The sequence below is a fragment of the Bradyrhizobium semiaridum genome (assembly GCF_020329505.1).
In the GTDB taxonomy this organism is placed as follows: Bacteria; Pseudomonadota; Alphaproteobacteria; order Rhizobiales; family Xanthobacteraceae; genus Bradyrhizobium; species Bradyrhizobium semiaridum.
Genome location: NZ_JAGKJJ010000007.1, coordinates 86,820 through 101,528, shown reverse-complemented (window position 1 = coordinate 101,528; position 14,709 = coordinate 86,820). Strand labels below are relative to the sequence as shown.

Here is a 14,709-nt window from a genome sequence, read left to right as displayed (position 1 = left end):
CCGCCGTTTTCAGAATCCCGGCCGCGGCACGTGGCTCATCAGCGTCCGCACATAGCCGCCGTCGACGATGATCTCCTCGCCATTGACATAGGACGAGCGGTCGCTGGCCAGGAACAGCGTCGCATCCGCCATGTCCTGCGGCGCGCCGATCCGGCGCATCGGCACCACCGCGGTGCGCCGCTCGGTCACCCCGGGCGTGTCGTAGAATGCCTGGCTCATCGGCGTCAGCACGAGACCCGGGCTGACCACGTTGCTGCGGATGCCATGCGGGCCCCATTCGGCGGCGAGCTGCTGCGACAGCATCACGACGCCGGCCTTGCTGACACTGTAGGCGCCGCTCTGGCCCTGCGCATTGCTGGCCGCGATCGAAGCGACGTGAATCAGGCTGCCGCGTCCGAGCTTCCGCATCTGCCGGCCGAACGCCTGAGCACAGATCAAATAGCCGGTGAGATTGATCGCCAGCACCGAATTCCATTCGGCGATCGACAGCGTGTCGAGCCCGCCGGGGCGCAACACCGCCGCGGTGTTGACCAGGATGTCGCACGGCCCGAACGTGCGCTCCACGTTTTCGGCGACAGCTGCAATGCTTGCCTCGCTCGTCGTGTCGCAGGTCGCGACGAGATGGCCGTCGCCGAATTCGCGCAGCTTCTCCTGCGTCCCCGCAAGTCCGCGCTCGTCGCGATCGATCGCGGCGACCTTGACTCCCGCGCGGGCGAAGCTGATCGCGGTGGCGCGGCCGATGCCGCCGCCTCCGCCGGTGATGACGGCAACGCGGCCGGATAGGCCGAGCCAGTCGGTGGATCGTTGTTCGGTCATGGACGTCTCCCGGGCATTTGTTTTATGTCCTCGAGCATAACCGAAAGTGCCGCAGGCGAGCGATCCCGGCGCGCATGCCGGGATCGCATTTGCACGAGTGCTAGCCGACGATGCCCGCCGCGACCTGGCCGCGCAGGCGTTCCAGGCTGAGCAGCGTGTTGGCGCAGGCTTCCGCGACCTCGACGCCCTTGATCGCGAAGTGCCTGCGGAAGAAATCGTAGTGCACCTCGGTCTCGTGGAATTGCTGCGGCGTCAGCACCGCTGAGAACATCGGCACCTCGGTCCGCAGCTGCACGTCCATCAGCGCCTTGATCACGGTGTCGGCAACGAATTCGTGGCGGTAGATGCCGCCGTCGACGACCAGCCCGGCGGCGACGATCGCGGTGTAGCGCCGCGTCTTCGCCAGGATCTGCGCATGCAGCGGGATCTCGAACGAGCCCGGCACCTCGAACACGTCGACATTGGTGATGTGGCGCGCTTCGATCTCCTTGAGGAAAGCGATGCGGCATTCCTCCACCACCTCGCGGTGCCAGGACGATTGCACGAAGGCGACGCGCTGCGGCTTGGCGAAGCGCGGATGCTCCACCACCGGCGGCGATGCCGGCGTGTCGGGAGCATTGTCCGGTTCGGAGGTTTGGACTTCGGAAGTTTGGATTTGGGAGGTCTGGACGTCTTGGTCTTGCAACATCTGATTCATGGCTTTCCTCTTTCAGGACCAGAATCAGGGCACACGGACAGCGACACGAGCCCCACGCGAATTCGCGCGGGCTGCCGCAACCGTTCTCTTTCATCCGGACTGTAACCGTCGGCTTCGGAGTTGCACCGAATCTGCTGACCCTTCCTCCGGCTTCGCGGAAGAAGGCGCTCGCGGGCTTGGGCTCATCACCCTTACCGCCGGTGGGGACTTTCACCCCGCCCTGAGAACATCGGCACGCCCGGAATGGACGTGCCTGACCGGAAATATGACCAAACCGCGATGGGCGGGCAAGGCCTCCGCCATGGAGAATCGGCATGTCCCCATGAGCCCGCTGCGACTCTAGGCGACGCCGTTTGCGACGATTCACGGCTGATTCATGGCAACCTTACGCGCCGGCAAATGGTTAACAAACCGTTACGACACCACGTCGATTCCGATTTGTTCTCAAAATCAAAAGTGTGGCGGAGATCAGTTGTGGACGACGCGCGCTTTGGCTGTGGACGGACTCGGCGTGCGGTTGCGCGGATTCCGCAAATCACATCACTTCATCCGCGTCAGGTCCAGGGGCATCCGGAAGCCCGCTTCAAGGAACTGCACTCGGCCACGACGCAGTTGTCGCACGTGCCGGCTTCCGTGTGCGTATCAAGCGATCAAAGAATAAGGGTCGAGACGGCATGTCCCTCCTCGAAAGCATTATCGAGTCCCGGAGTAACCCGCTTGCGGTGGTCGAGGATATCGCCACCGACAACAACTGGGCGTTCGAGCGTTCGGGCGAAGACGAAGTCACGATCGTCTCGAAGGGCGACTGGACCGACTATCAGCTCTCGTTCACGTGGATGGGCGAGATCGACGCGCTGCATCTTGCCTGCGCCTTCGACATGAAGATTCCGCCGGCGCGGCGTCCCGAGGTGCAGCGGCTGGTCGCTGCGATCAACGAGCAATTGTGGGTCGGCCATTTCGACCTGTGGACCCACACCGGCATGGTGATGCACCGCCAGGCGCTGGTGCTGCCCGGCAGCCTCACCGCCTCCACCTCGCAATGCGAGGCGATGGTGGTCAACGCGATCCACGCCTGCGAGCGCTACTTCCCCGCATTCCAGTTCGTGGTGTGGGCCGGCAAGTCGGCCGCCGAAGCGATGTCGGCGGCGATGTTCGACACCGAGGGTGAGGCGTAAGAGCTTCGCAAACTCGCTCGTCATGCGCGGGCTTGACCCGCGCATCCATCCGGCAACGATATTCCATGTCGATGGATTGCCGGGTCAAGCCCGGCAATGACAGTTGAGCTTGTGGCTCGCCCCTCGCTTCACTAAAACGACCTGTGGTTATGGGTCCCGGCCTTCGCCGGGACGACGGCGAGTTTGTGGAGCCTCTCGTGAACACGACAAGCAGCGCATTGACGAACACGACCGGCACCATCGCGCTTGCGGGCGCGGGCAAGATGGGCGGCGCGATGCTGACCGGCTGGCTGGCGCAGGGGCTGGCGCCCGGGCGGGTCGTGGTGATCGATCCGCATGTCTCACCGGAGATCTCCGCGCTCGCCACGCAAGGCGTCCGCCTGAATCCCAAAGCGCAGGATGTCGGCACGGTCGATACGCTGGTGGTGGCGGTGAAGCCGCAATCGTTCCGCGAGGCCGGCGCCGCGCTGAAGGCGTTCGTCGCGCCGTCGACGCTGGTGGTCTCGATCATGGCCGGCACCACCATCGCCGCGTTGGAGGAGGTCGTCGGCGGCGCAGTGGTGCGTGCGATGCCGAACACGCCGGCGGCGATCGGCCGCGGCATCACCGTCGCGGTGCCGGCACCGCGCGTCAGCGCCGCGCAGCGCGACATTACCGACGCATTGCTGCGGGCGACCGGTCTCGTCGAATGGGTCGAGGATGAAGGCCTGATGGACGCGGTCACTGCCGTCTCCGGCTCCGGCCCGGCCTATGTGTTCCTGCTGGCCGAAGAGCTCGCCCGCGCCGGCGTCGCCGCCGGCCTGCCCGAGCAGCTCGCGACGACGCTGGCACGCGCCACCGTCGCCGGCTCCGGCGAATTGCTGCATCGCTCGGAGCTGCCGTCGGCGACCTTGCGCCAGAACGTCACCTCGCCGGGCGGCACCACCGCGGCGGCGCTCGAGGTGCTGATGGCAAACGACGGCATGCACCCGCTGATGACCCGCGCCATCGCCGCGGCGACCCGGCGCTCGAAGGAATTGGCGAAGTAGGCCTCCACCAACCCCGTCACCCCGAGGTGGCCGCTTCTGCAGCGGCCCTCGAAGGGTGCACGGCCCGCGGCCCATCCTTCGAGGCTCGCCCAGCAGCGCAATTGCGCTGCTGGGCTCGCACCTCAGGATGACGTCCAAACAAGTGGAGATTGCGCGTCAGCGACTGTGCTTACGGCTCAGGAGCCCGACGTTCCGGCGAGCCGCTTGTTGAACGTCTCGACATTGATCAGACCGCGGGCGTGGCGGCCTTCGCCGAGCTTGCGCGTGCCTTCAAATGCCTCGACCTCGAAGCGGATCACGCGGCGCTCGACCGCGACCACTTTCGACGTCGTCCGCACGGTGGCGCCGACCAGCGCCGCGGCGAGATGGCGGATGTCGACCTCCGTGCCGACGGTGACCCAGCCGGGTTGCAGCACCTCGCGGATGGCGTCGCCCGACGCCATTTCCATGTCGAGGATCATCATCGGCGTCGCGTAGACCATCGGCATCCCGGGCACGAAATGCCCGACCGTGCGCTCCGGCGGCACCACCAGCATGCGCTCGGCGCTCATGCCGATTGTGATGAAGTCGCGTGCGTCCATGGTGCCTCATAAAGACTGTCGTCCCGGCCCCGTGCGCAATTGCGCACTAGTCGGGACGACGCGGTGGGCTATTTCTTCGCCGCGGCCGCGCGCTCGACGAAGGTCTTGCCGCCCTTCATCTTGTGATGCAGCGGCGCCTCGTTGATCTGGATCACGACCGCGTCGGCGTCGACGCCGAGATTCTTCACCAGCGCCTGGGTGATGTCGCGCATCATGCCGGCCTTCTGCTCGTCGGTGCGGCCGGCGGCCATGCTTACGGTGATCTCGGGCATTGGAAGAACTCCCTGGTTGTCGTTGACGCATGAACCGGTCATAGCCGGGTTCGGCGCGCCATCTTTTTGAAGATGGCTGCGCGGGTCAAGCCCGCGCACGGCAATCCAGCTATCCCCAGTTCACGTCATGCCGCGCCAGCACCTCGCGGACCTTGCCGACCAGATCGGCCTCGGCACAGGAGAACTGCGCGGGACGCGTCTCGCGCCATTCCTGGTTGGAGGCGATCGCGGCCGCGGCCTTGGCGCCCTCGATCAGATCCTTGATCTGCACCTCGCCGCGCGCCTTCTCGTCCGAGCCCTGAATGATGACGCAGGGCGAGTTGCGGCGATCAGCATATTTGAGCTGGTTGCCCATGTTCTTCGGATTGCCGAGATAGAGCTCGGCGCGAATGCCGGCCTGGCGCAGCTCAGCCACCATCTTCTGGTAATCGGCGACGCGATCGCGATCGAACACCGTGACGACGACGGGCCCGAACTCGGCCCGCGCATCGAGCTGGCCGAGCATCGTCAGCGCCGCCTGCAGCCGCGACACGCCGATCGAGAATCCGGTCGCCGGCACCGGCTCGCCGCGGAAGCGCGAGACCAGCCCGTCATATCGTCCGCCGCCGCCGACCGAGCCGAACCGCACCGGGCGGCCCTTCTCGTCCTTGGTGTCGAGCAGCAGCTCAACCTCGTAGACCGGACCGGTGTAGTATTCGAGGCCGCGAACGACGGAAGGATCGATGCGGATGCGATCCGCTCCATAGCCCGATGCAGCAACCAGCTTGGCGATCTCTTCAAGCTCGCTCACGCCGGCCTGACCGACCTCGCTCTTGGCAAGATAGATCTCGGCGACAGCGATCGCCTCTTTCCAGTCGTCGCGCTTCTGCGTGACGGCCAGAACGACATCGGCATCCGCCGCGCTGAGATCGGCGCCCTCCGTGAAATCGCCCTTACCCTCTTCGCCGCCGTCCCATCGCCCGGGACCGAGCAGCTTGCGCACCTCGTCGGCGGGAAACTTGTCCAGCTTGTCGATCGCGCGCAGCACGGTGAGACGACGTCCTGCATTCTCATCGCCGCCGAGACCAATCGCCTCGAGCACGCCGTCGAGCACCTTGCGATTGTTCACCTTCACGACATAGGAGCCGCGCGGAATGCCGAGCGCTTCCATCGTGTCGGCCGCCATCATGCAGATCTCGGCATCCGCCGCGGGTGAGCCCGAGCCGACCGTGTCGGCGTCGAACTGCATGAACTGGCGGAAGCGGCCGGGACCGGGCTTCTCGTTGCGGAACACGTAGCCGAAGCGATAGGACCGGTACGGCTTCGGCAGCGCGTCGAAGTTTTCCGCGACATAGCGGGCGAGCGGCGCGGTGAGATCGTAGCGCAGCGAGATCCACTGCTCGTCATCGTCCTGGAACGAGAACACACCCTCGTTTGGGCGATCCTGGTCGGGCAGGAATTTGCCGAGGGCGTCGGTGTATTCCATTGCCGGCGTCTCCACCGGTTCGAAGCCGTAGAGCTCGTAGACGGCGCGGATTTTTTCCACCATCCGGCGCGTGGCGTTGATCGCGGCCGGGCCACGATCCTCCAGCCCGCGCGGCAGGCGCGCCTTCAGTTTCTGCGGTTTTTTCGGTTTGTCGGCCATCGGCGGCGTTTACCAGCCGCCGCGCCGACCGGCAACCCGGGGGCGTGCTGCCACGGCCCGTTACGCGACGTTGCGGATCCAGTTGTGCGGGTCGTTGGTGCGACCGTACTGGATGTCGACCAGCTTCTTGCGCAGCCCCATCGCGACCGGACCGGCGACGCCGCCGCTGATCGTGAAGTCGCCGCTGGCCGAGCACACCTTGCCGATCGGCGAGATCACCGCGGCGGTGCCGCAGGCGAACGCCTCCTTCAGCCGGCCGCTGGCGGCATCCGCGCGCCATTGCTGGATCGTATAGGGCTCCTCGCGCACCGGCGTGCCGGCATCCTTGGCGAGCGCGATGATCGAGTCGCGGGTGATGCCGGGCAGGATGGTACCGAGCGGCGGCGTCGAAAGCGAGCCGTCGTCGAACACGAAGAACACGTTCATGCCGCCGAGCTCCTCGATGTAGCGGCGCTCGACCGCGTCGAGGAAAACCACCTGGTCGCAGCCGTACTGGATCGCCTCGGCCTGCGCGCGCAGGCTCGCCGCATAATTGCCGCCGCATTTGACGGCACCGGTGCCGCCGATCGCCGCGCGCGTGTAATTCTCCGACACCCAGATCGAGACCGGCGCGGGCCCGCCCTTGAAGTAGGAGCCGACCGGCGATGCGATCACAGAGAAGATGTATTCGGCCGACGGCTTCACGCCGAGGAAGATCTCGCTCGCGATCATGAAGGGCCGTAGATAGAGGCTGCCCTCGCCGCCCGGAATCCAGGCGCGGTCGATCCGCACCAGCTGCTCGACTGCGTCGATGAACACCTCGTCGGGCAGCGGCGCCATCGCCATGCGCTCGGCCGAATCGCGGAAGCGCTTTGCATTGGCGTCGGGACGGAACAGGTTCACGCCGCCGTCGTCACGCTTGTAGGCCTTCAGGCCCTCAAAAATCTCCTGCGCATAGTGCAGCACCGCGCCGGCCGGATCGAGCGGAAAATTCGCCCGCGCCTCGATGCGCGCGCCATGCCAGCCCTTGGCCTGGCTGTAGCGGACGATGGCCATGTGATCGGTGAAGATCCGGCCGAAGCCCGGGTCCACGAGCTTTGCCGCGCGCTCCTTCTCGGGCGTCGGGTTCGGCGTTGGCTGGATGTCGAATTTCAAACTCATCTTCTTGTTGCTTTCCGCTATTGGAACCGGCGCGATATCCGGCGTCGGCCCGTTTCCCCGGGGGTCTCAAAGCTTGGTCGGCCTGAACCTCGCCGCCACCGGCCGACCGGGCCGGGTTTCCGTACCAACATGCCGGCTAGACATGCTTTTGCGGATTGGCGAAGTCCAGTATGTTTGCCGAAATGCCGCTCGACAATCGCACGGTAGTCCCATTTGCGGCCCAAACCGCCATCGCTGGCTCTTTCAGGCCGCCTCAAACGCTGCCGGAGACGAAACGACCTAATATTTCGTCGCGGCATGCTGTTTTGTAACATTGGACCCAAGATACGTCAATATGGCTGACATAAATTACTCAGGCATGGCTGCCAAGCCCGATTCGCAGGGAAGCGAGCCCGCGTCCGCCGCTTCCGGGACCGGTGCTCGCGAACTGCGCTGGGACATCATCGAGCTGCTGTTCTTCGCCTACCGCGACTTCGTCGGCGATGCCGACCAGGAACTGGAAGCGTTCGGCTTCGGCCGCGCCCACCACCGCGTCATCCATTTCGTCACCCGCTATCCCGGGCTCAAGGTCGCCGATCTGCTCGACGTGCTGCGCATCACCAAGCAGTCGCTGGGCCGCGTGCTCAAGCAGCTGCTCGACGAGGGCTACATCGTGCAGAAGACCGGCAACAACGACCGCCGGCAGCGCCTGCTTTACGCGACGCCGAAGGGCGAGGCGCTGGTCGCCAAGCTCGCAGGGCTACAGACCGACCGCATCAACCGCGCGCTCGCCGGCATCGATGCCGCCGGAGCCGAGACCGTGCGTCAGTTCCTGCGCGCGATGATCGACCGCGACGATCCCGACAAGGTGCTCGAGGCGATCTTCGGCAGCAGCAAAAAGGCAAGAGAGTGACCGTGGCGCAGGCTGCAACCATGGTGCGGGCGCCGGCCGAGCCGGCCGACGACGCGCCGCATCTTCTGCTGGTCGACGACGACCGGCGCATTCGCGACCTGTTGTCGCGCTTCCTGTGCGGCGAAGGCTACCGCGTCACCACGGCGATGAGCGCCAGCGACGCCCGCGCCAAGCTGCTCGGGCTGCATTTCGACCTTTTGATCCTCGACGTGATGATGCCGGGCGAGAACGGCTTCGACCTCGCCCGCTTCATCCGCAGCTCGTCGACGGTGCCGATCATCATGCTGACCGCGCGCCACGAGGCGGAGGCCCGTATCGAAGGCCTGCAAATCGGCGCCGACGACTACGTCGCCAAGCCGTTCGAGCCGCGCGAGCTGGTGCTGCGGATCGGCAACATCCTCAAGCGCACCGCGCCGCCGCAGGTCGCGGTGGTCGAGCAGATCGCATTCGGGCCCTACATCTTCCATCTCGAGCGCAGCGAACTGCGCCAGGGCGAGGAGATCGTCCATCTCACCGACCGCGAGCGTGAGATGCTGCGCATCCTCGCCAACGCGCCCGGCGAAACCGTGCCGCGCGCCGAGCTGACCAGCGGCGGCACCGTCAACGAGCGCGCCGTCGACGTGCAGATCAACCGCCTGCGCCGCAAGATCGAGCGCGATCCCGCCAATCCGCTATTCCTGCAGGCGGTGCGCGGCATCGGCTATCGCCTGGTGGCCTCGCCGTAGGACATCCAAGATTATTAGATGAGCACGCTCGATTCCGGCCTGACCCTGATCAAGAACGCGTCGCAGCGCGTCTCGAAGGCCAATGGCTGGATGGGCAACGCGTTCAAGAGCTGGATGCCGACCGGCCTCTACGCCCGCGCGCTGCTGATCATGATCGTGCCGATGGTGATCCTGCAGACCGTGGTCGCCTTCGTGTTCATGGAGCGGCACTGGAACACGGTGACGCGCCGTCTGTCGGCCGCTGTCGTGTCCGACATCGCCGCGCTGATCGACGTCTACAAGAACTACCCGCAGGATAAGGACCGCACGCAGCTGCGCCGCATCGCCCAGAAGCTGCAGCTCGTGGTCGACTTCCTGCCCGCAGGCGACATGCCGCCGCCGGGGCCAAAGCCGTTCTTCTCGCTGCTCGACCAGACGCTGTCGGTGCAGCTCGGACGGCAGATCAACCGTCCATTCTGGATTGACACCGTCGGCAAATCCAATCTGGTCGAGATCCGCGTCCAGCTCGACGATTCCGTGATGCGCATCTTCGCGCAGCGCAGCGCGGCCTATGCCTCGAATTCGGAGATCTTCATCTTCTGGATGCTCGGCACCTCGACCATCCTCCTGATCGTCGCGGTGCTGTTCCTGCGCAATCAGATCAAGCCGATCCTGCGACTGGCCGATGCCGCCGAAAGCTTCGGCAAGGGCCGCGAGGCGCCGAACTTCCGGCCGCGCGGCGCGCGCGAGGTGCGGCGCGCGGCGCAGGCCTTCATCGAGATGAAGGCGCGCGTCGAGCGTTCGATCGAGCAGCGCACCGCGATGCTGGCCGGCGTGTCGCACGATCTGCGCACCATCCTGACCCGCTTCAAGCTCGAGCTGGCGCTGCTCGGCGAAGGTCCCGAGATCGACGCGATGCGCAAGGACGTCGACGAAATGTCGATGATGCTGGAGGATTACCTCGCCTTCGCGCGGGGCGATTCCGGCGAGGTGGCGCAGCCGACCGACATGGCGCTGGCGCTGGAAGAATTGCGCAGCGACGCCGAGCGTCACGGCCACACCGCGACGGTGGCGTTCCACGGCCTGCCGGTGGTGACGGTGAAGCCGGCATCGTTCAAGCGCTGCCTTGCCAACCTGGTGTCGAACGCGGCGCGCCACGCCAACACGATCTCGATCACCGGCCATCGCGACCACCGCTATCTCACCGTCACCATCGACGACGACGGCCCGGGCATTCCCGCCAACATGCGCGAAGAGGTGTTCAAGCCCTTCCTGCGGCTCGACGATGCGCGCAACCAGGACGAAGGCGGCAGCGGCCTCGGCCTTGCGATCGCCCGCGACATCGCCCGCTCACACGGCGGCGACATCATGCTCAGCGAAAGCCCGATGGGCGGGCTCAGGGCCGCCGTTCGGGTGCCGGTGTAGGACGGCTACCAGCGGTAGGACAAGGTGCCGATAACCTGGCGGCGTGCGCCGGCGTAACAGTAGCCGGACTGGCAGGTGTCATAGTGCTTGTCGAACAGATTGGTCGCGTTCAGGCGCATGGTGGCGCCGATGAACCGGCGGTCCAGCTTGCCCAGATCGTAATCGATCACCGCGTCGAACAACGTCGTCGCCGCATTCTCGAACGTATTCTGGTCGTTGCCGAAGTTGGTCCCAATGTAGCGGACGCCGAGACCAAGGCCGAGCCCTTCCACGGGCACGCCGGACTGGAAGGTATATTTGCCGAAGGCGGCGAAGGAGTTTCTCGGAATCCCGGACAGCTCATTGCCGGTCGTGTCGGGATTGCCTTGCGTGATGACGACGTTGAGATGGGTGTAGGCCGCCGTGAGGTCAAATCCCGGCTTCAGCGCCAGCTTCGCCTCGAGCTCGACGCCCTTCGACTCGACCTGGCCGGTTGCCGCCTGGAAAGCGATGTTGTCGGGATCGGTGCGCAGGACATTGTTCTGCGTGATGTCGAACACGGCGGCGGTCAGCAGCACCGGGAGGTGCGGCATCTGGTACTTGATGCCTGCTTCCGTCTGCTCGCCGGTGGTCGGCCTGAACGGCAGGCCCGATGCGTCGACGCCGACCTGCGGGCTGAATGACGTCGCGTAGCTGACATAGGGCGCAATGCCGTTGTCGAAGACGTAGCTGAGGCCCGCCCGGCCGGTGAAGGCGGTTGCTTTCTGCGTCGACGGCACACCATCGAGGCCCGCGGTCGTGGTTTGCGAGACCCAGCTCTGGCGGCCATTGAGCGTCAGGATGAAGCCGCCGAGCCTCGCCTGCTCCTGCGCGTAGATACCGACCTCGTCCGTCGACTGCCTGTTGAAGATCGAGAATGCCGGCGTGGCAATGGCCTGGGCGCCGTAATTCATCGTCGCGAGGTTGAGATCGGGAGCCGGTCCGTAGCCGATCTTGTCGTTGTAATAGGAGTGGCCGTAGTCGACGCCGAGCAGGGCCGTGTTCTTGATAGCGCCGAGCATGAACCTGGCCTCGGCCTGATTGTCGAGCGTCGTGGTACGGAAGCTGTCCAGGATGCGCCAGGCGGAACGCGACGCGAGATTGGTGCTGCTGTCGATGGAATCGATCTGGGTGTATTTCGCGTCGACGTCGACCTGGTAGAAGCGGAAATTCTGCCGCACCGTCCACACGTCGTCGACGTTGTGCTCGAACGCGTAACCGATACGATACTGCTTCTGATCCATGGCGCTAAAGGCCGGATCGTTCGAGTAGATGTTGGTCAGCCGTCCGTCGGGCGTGCGGAAGTTGCCGATGCTCGCAGCGGTCCGGCTGGTTTGATACTCGCTGAGGATCGTGAATGAGGTATCGGCGTCCGGCCGCCAGGTCAGGGCAGGCGCGATATAGGCGCGATCATCGTCGTTGCCGGGATACCACGTCTTTGCATCGCGCAGCACGCCCGTCAGCCGGTAGTACAGCTGATCGCTGCCGGGCACCGGACCACCGATATCGAAGTTGCCCTGGTAGCGGTCGTAATTGCCGGCCTGAAGCTGCACCTCGCCGAACGGTGTCAATGGCGGCCGCTTCGTGGTAACGTCGACGATGCCGCCCGGAGAGCCGAGGCCATAGAGCCCCGAGGCCGGCCCGCGCAGGATCGACACGCTGTCGAGACCGTAAGGCTCGATCTTCGGAATGGCGAAGTTGCCGCCACCCTGACGCAGGCCGTCCCGATAGATCCCGGTATAGGTCGCATCGAAACCGCGGATGTAGAAACTGTCGAACCGCGGATCGTATCCGAACGCCGTCGTCGTGACGCCGGGCGTGTAGTTGACCGCGTCCTTGAGCGTCTGCACGTTGCGATCCTCGAGCTCCTTGCGCGTCACGACCGAAAGCGATTGCGGCGTCTCGATCAGCGGCGTGTTGGTCTTGGTGCCCGCAGTGCCGCTCGTCGCGACATAACCGGTCGCCGCACCGGCCATGCCGATGCCTTGCGACAGCAGAGTCTGGCTCTGTGACGGGGCGGCAGCGTGACGGCGCCCGTTCACCGTGACCGCGCGCGACGATCGGGCGCGCTGACTCGAAACCACGCCACTACGTTTCCTTGCGGCGCCGGCATCATCCACCGTCACTGCGGGAAGCACGCTGACATTGTTCTGCACGGGGCCGGTTTGCGCCTGAGCGCCGCCGATGCTGGCGCCCACCGTTACAGACACCACCGAACCGAGAAACGCTGCATTGATCGCAGCCGTTGATGCAAGCAAGCCGCGCTTGCTTCGCAACGAAGCCATCCCCACCGAACAATCCCCACATCGTCTTGGGCTGATATCGATCGAGCCGCGCGTCCGTCATCAAGCGGGCATCGATTGGGCGGACTTCTATCGGCGGGATGATCGAAATTCCACACGCGCAAAATAGAATCGATTGAACCGGACACAAGCTGCAATGCTGGAATGATTCAAAACGATAAGCACAAGTGTTTGCCGCGTGAAGTGCGCCGTGTGAATCGCTTGCTCTGTCGGGTTCAAACGCGTCGGGACAGTAAAGCAAGCGGCACAACCCCACGATCCCGAACCGCCATCCTGAGAGGATGTGAAGCTTTGTCCTCACCCACCGCTGTCATCGCCCGGCCCGTGCGCAATCGCGCACATGGACCGGACGATGACACCGAGCAAGTTGAGCACCAACCTGTCGTCCCAGCGCAAAGGCGCAGGCCGCGCGCTACTTCTGCTTCGGCAGCAGGCTCTTCAGCTTGTCCATGTCCTTGACGTTCATCTTCATGCCGCCGGGCATGATGATGTCGCCGGGCTTCTGGTCGCTCTTGCAGGCGCCGAGCCATTTCGCCTCGACGGTCATGGTGGCGTCGCGGCTGCCGTGCGCGCCGCCTTCGGAATGCGAGGTGCTCTTGATCGTGTAGGCCGAATTGAAGTCGCCGGTGATCTCGGCATGCGAGGTCACGTTGACGCCGGCGATGCCGCAGACGGAATCGCTGACATAGCCGGTCGCGGTCTTCTGGATGTCCTGCTTGGAGCAGATTTGCTTGGCCATCGGCGAGGCCGCCGTGCTCATCTCCTTGTCGGTGGTCTCGTCGGTACAATGCTGCATGGTCATTTCCGGCACCGGCCCGCCGGTGTGCACCATCTTCATCTCCCACAGACCGGGCTTGCGGATCGGCAGGTCGACGGCGCCCGCGGCGCCGGCCGAAAGCATCAGGGCGACGGCCGAACCAAGCAAAGCAAGCTGCCGCGTCATCCGCGAGCCTCCCGGACTGGATAATCGAACGATGAGTGCGCGCTCAGTAGAGCGTGCGGATCGGCCGTTGCGCTGAGCCGTAGGGCACCCAGCGGCAGGCGAATGAGATGTAGCCGCCCGGATAGGCCTGCTTCGACAGGAACTTCACCACCTTGCCGTAAGTGGCGCAGTGATCGACGGCGAGTTGTCGGGCATCGGACTGCATTGCCAGAGAGTAGGCGATGATACCGCCGGTATCGTTGCCCTTGAACGGCGGCACCGGCTGCATCCAGTCGGCCTGCGCCGGCACCGCGGCCAGCATCCCGCACACGGCAACCAGGGTCGCAGCCAATTTCCTTCGCATCGCAGTCTCCATTTCGCTTGCAACCAACATAGAGTGCGCCGCAGGCCGTGAAAAGAACGAGCGGGCGGCCAAAAGTGGACTTGTCCGCAGGTGTTGCCGCGCTGCACTTGACCTTGCCGGGGCTTCGCGGCACCGTCCGGCGCATCGGATCATCGGGTGGATTCCCATGCGCAACCTGTTCATCGCCCCCAGAAAACTCGGCCGCAAGCTCGGCCTCGGTGCCGCGGCCGTGGTCGGCCTGCTGGCCTTTGGGGGCACGGCGCAGGCCGCCAATCCGCTCGAGCTGAACTTCTGGCTGTCCGGCCCGCGCTACGACGGCCGCGTGGCCCCGTGTGAGAGGGCCCTGTCGGTCATCAGCGACCAGTTTCGCGAGAAGGAAGCCACCTTCTGGAATTCCCCGCTGGCGATCACCGGCTTCAGCCGGATCCACGAGACCGCATTCCGCCCCTGGCAGGCCGATAACATTCCGCGCCGCTATTGCTCGGCTGACGTGATGCTGAGCGACGGCAAGGTGCGCTCGGTGCACTTCTCGATCATCGAGGATGGCGGGTTTGGCGGTATCAGCGACATGGTCAGCCTGAGCCCCGGGGTCGAATGGTGCGTCACCGGCCTCGACCGCAACTGGGCCTACAACCCCTCCTGCCGGGCCGCGCGGCCCTGATCCGACCTTCGATCGGCCAAAGGACTCGGGGCCTCGGATGGCTCGCTTCCGGGCACGCCTCTTTTTGTTCTTGAAATGTTCTCATCA

General features: G+C 65.1%; 15 protein-coding genes and 1 riboswitch. Of the genes, 6 read left to right on the top strand and 9 right to left on the bottom strand.

What is annotated here, in order from left to right:
* Nucleotides 1-9: 9 nt before the first annotated feature.
* Both J6500_RS11100 and J6500_RS11095 read right to left on the bottom strand, forming a co-directional pair.
* Nucleotides 10-816 (bottom strand): SDR family NAD(P)-dependent oxidoreductase, encoded by an 807-nt coding sequence (locus J6500_RS11100; protein ID WP_225712734.1) that lies wholly within the window; start codon nt 814-816, stop codon nt 10-12.
* A 100-nt stretch (nt 817-916) separates the two neighbouring features.
* Nucleotides 917-1,513, bottom strand: a complete 597-nt coding sequence (locus tag J6500_RS11095) for a 6,7-dimethyl-8-ribityllumazine synthase (RefSeq protein WP_225712733.1) — start codon at nt 1,511-1,513, stop codon at nt 917-919.
* Nucleotides 1,514-1,591: 78 nt separating this feature from the next.
* Nucleotides 1,592-1,745, bottom strand: a riboswitch (FMN riboswitch).
* A gap of 442 nt (nt 1,746-2,187) precedes the next feature.
* On the opposite strand from J6500_RS11095, the gene J6500_RS11090 reads away from it, so the two are divergent.
* Together J6500_RS11090 and proC are read left to right on the top strand one after the other, a co-directional pair.
* Nucleotides 2,188-2,688, top strand: a complete 501-nt coding sequence (locus tag J6500_RS11090) for a type III secretion system chaperone family protein (RefSeq protein ID WP_225712732.1) — start codon at nt 2,188-2,190, stop codon at nt 2,686-2,688.
* A 149-nt stretch (nt 2,689-2,837) separates the two neighbouring features.
* Entirely contained in the window at nt 2,838-3,716 is an 879-nt protein-coding gene (gene proC, locus J6500_RS11085) for a pyrroline-5-carboxylate reductase (RefSeq protein ID WP_225712731.1), read from the top strand.
* Between the two features lie 176 nt (nt 3,717-3,892).
* On the opposite strand, the gene J6500_RS11080 is transcribed toward proC, so the two are convergent.
* From J6500_RS11080 to J6500_RS11065, 4 genes are all read right to left on the bottom strand, one after another.
* On the bottom strand, nt 3,893-4,297 hold the full coding sequence (locus tag J6500_RS11080) for a thioesterase family protein (protein WP_225712730.1): 405 nt from the start codon (nt 4,295-4,297) through the stop codon (nt 3,893-3,895).
* 68 nt (nt 4,298-4,365) lie between these two features.
* Entirely contained in the window at nt 4,366-4,569 is a 204-nt protein-coding gene (locus J6500_RS11075) for a tautomerase family protein (protein WP_044538952.1), read from the bottom strand.
* A 109-nt stretch (nt 4,570-4,678) separates the two neighbouring features.
* Nucleotides 4,679-6,193 (bottom strand): histidine--tRNA ligase, encoded by a 1,515-nt coding sequence (hisS, locus tag J6500_RS11070; RefSeq protein WP_225712729.1) that lies wholly within the window; start codon nt 6,191-6,193, stop codon nt 4,679-4,681.
* A gap of 60 nt (nt 6,194-6,253) precedes the next feature.
* The gene (locus tag J6500_RS11065) at nt 6,254-7,333 is read right to left on the bottom strand and encodes a branched-chain amino acid aminotransferase (RefSeq protein ID WP_225712728.1); all 1,080 of its coding nucleotides are present in this window, start codon (nt 7,331-7,333) and stop codon (nt 6,254-6,256) included.
* Nucleotides 7,334-7,667: 334 nt separating this feature from the next.
* Between J6500_RS11065 and J6500_RS11060 the strand changes: the two genes are divergently transcribed.
* Genes J6500_RS11060 through J6500_RS11050 form a run of 3 tightly spaced genes read left to right on the top strand, consistent with a single transcriptional unit; the run spans nt 7,668 to nt 10,354 of the window.
* Nucleotides 7,668-8,225, top strand: a complete 558-nt coding sequence (locus tag J6500_RS11060) for a MarR family winged helix-turn-helix transcriptional regulator (protein ID WP_225712727.1) — start codon at nt 7,668-7,670, stop codon at nt 8,223-8,225.
* A gap of 20 nt (nt 8,226-8,245) precedes the next feature.
* Nucleotides 8,246-8,950, top strand: a complete 705-nt coding sequence (locus tag J6500_RS11055) for a response regulator (protein WP_225712937.1) — start codon at nt 8,246-8,248, stop codon at nt 8,948-8,950.
* An 18-nt stretch (nt 8,951-8,968) separates the two neighbouring features.
* Nucleotides 8,969-10,354: an ATP-binding protein gene (locus tag J6500_RS11050; RefSeq protein ID WP_225712726.1), complete on the top strand. Its 1,386-nt coding sequence runs from the start codon at nt 8,969-8,971 to the stop codon at nt 10,352-10,354.
* Between the two features lie 5 nt (nt 10,355-10,359).
* Here J6500_RS11050 and J6500_RS11045 read toward each other — a convergent pair whose 3' ends face one another.
* The 3 genes from J6500_RS11045 to J6500_RS11035 form a co-directional block, all read right to left on the bottom strand.
* A complete protein-coding gene (locus J6500_RS11045; RefSeq protein WP_376707789.1) occupies nt 10,360-12,657 on the bottom strand; it encodes a TonB-dependent siderophore receptor in 2,298 nt (765 codons plus the stop codon).
* 430 nt (nt 12,658-13,087) lie between these two features.
* Nucleotides 13,088-13,618, bottom strand: a complete 531-nt coding sequence (locus tag J6500_RS11040; RefSeq protein ID WP_225712724.1) for a DUF3617 domain-containing protein — start codon at nt 13,616-13,618, stop codon at nt 13,088-13,090.
* Nucleotides 13,619-13,661: 43 nt separating this feature from the next.
* On the bottom strand, nt 13,662-13,961 hold the full coding sequence (locus tag J6500_RS11035; protein ID WP_225712723.1) for a hypothetical protein: 300 nt from the start codon (nt 13,959-13,961) through the stop codon (nt 13,662-13,664).
* A 166-nt stretch (nt 13,962-14,127) separates the two neighbouring features.
* Here J6500_RS11035 and J6500_RS11030 point away from each other — a divergent pair, with 166 nt between their 5' ends.
* On the top strand, nt 14,128-14,622 hold the full coding sequence (locus J6500_RS11030) for a hypothetical protein (protein WP_225712722.1): 495 nt from the start codon (nt 14,128-14,130) through the stop codon (nt 14,620-14,622).
* Nucleotides 14,623-14,709: the final 87 nt, after the last annotated feature.

Coding starts and splice junctions, on each gene's coding strand:
- J6500_RS11075 (WP_044538952.1), bottom strand. CDS start 4,569: ATGCCCGAGATCACCGTAAGCATGGCCGCCGGCCGCACCGACGAGCAG.
- J6500_RS11055 (WP_225712937.1), top strand. CDS start 8,246: ATGGTGCGGGCGCCGGCCGAGCCGGCCGACGACGCGCCGCATCTTCTG.
- J6500_RS11035 (WP_225712723.1), bottom strand. CDS start 13,961: ATGCGAAGGAAATTGGCTGCGACCCTGGTTGCCGTGTGCGGGATGCTG.
- J6500_RS11090 (WP_225712732.1), top strand. CDS start 2,188: ATGTCCCTCCTCGAAAGCATTATCGAGTCCCGGAGTAACCCGCTTGCG.
- J6500_RS11050 (WP_225712726.1), top strand. CDS start 8,969: ATGAGCACGCTCGATTCCGGCCTGACCCTGATCAAGAACGCGTCGCAG.
- J6500_RS11060 (WP_225712727.1), top strand. CDS start 7,668: ATGGCTGACATAAATTACTCAGGCATGGCTGCCAAGCCCGATTCGCAG.
- proC (WP_225712731.1), top strand. CDS start 2,838: ATGGGTCCCGGCCTTCGCCGGGACGACGGCGAGTTTGTGGAGCCTCTC.
- J6500_RS11100 (WP_225712734.1), bottom strand. CDS start 816: ATGACCGAACAACGATCCACCGACTGGCTCGGCCTATCCGGCCGCGTT.
- J6500_RS11080 (WP_225712730.1), bottom strand. CDS start 4,297: ATGGACGCACGCGACTTCATCACAATCGGCATGAGCGCCGAGCGCATG.
- J6500_RS11065 (WP_225712728.1), bottom strand. CDS start 7,333: ATGAGTTTGAAATTCGACATCCAGCCAACGCCGAACCCGACGCCCGAG.
- J6500_RS11045 (WP_376707789.1), bottom strand. CDS start 12,657: ATGGCTTCGTTGCGAAGCAAGCGCGGCTTGCTTGCATCAACGGCTGCG.
- hisS (WP_225712729.1), bottom strand. CDS start 6,193: ATGGCCGACAAACCGAAAAAACCGCAGAAACTGAAGGCGCGCCTGCCG.
- J6500_RS11040 (WP_225712724.1), bottom strand. CDS start 13,618: ATGACGCGGCAGCTTGCTTTGCTTGGTTCGGCCGTCGCCCTGATGCTT.
- J6500_RS11095 (WP_225712733.1), bottom strand. CDS start 1,513: ATGAATCAGATGTTGCAAGACCAAGACGTCCAGACCTCCCAAATCCAA.
- J6500_RS11030 (WP_225712722.1), top strand. CDS start 14,128: ATGCGCAACCTGTTCATCGCCCCCAGAAAACTCGGCCGCAAGCTCGGC.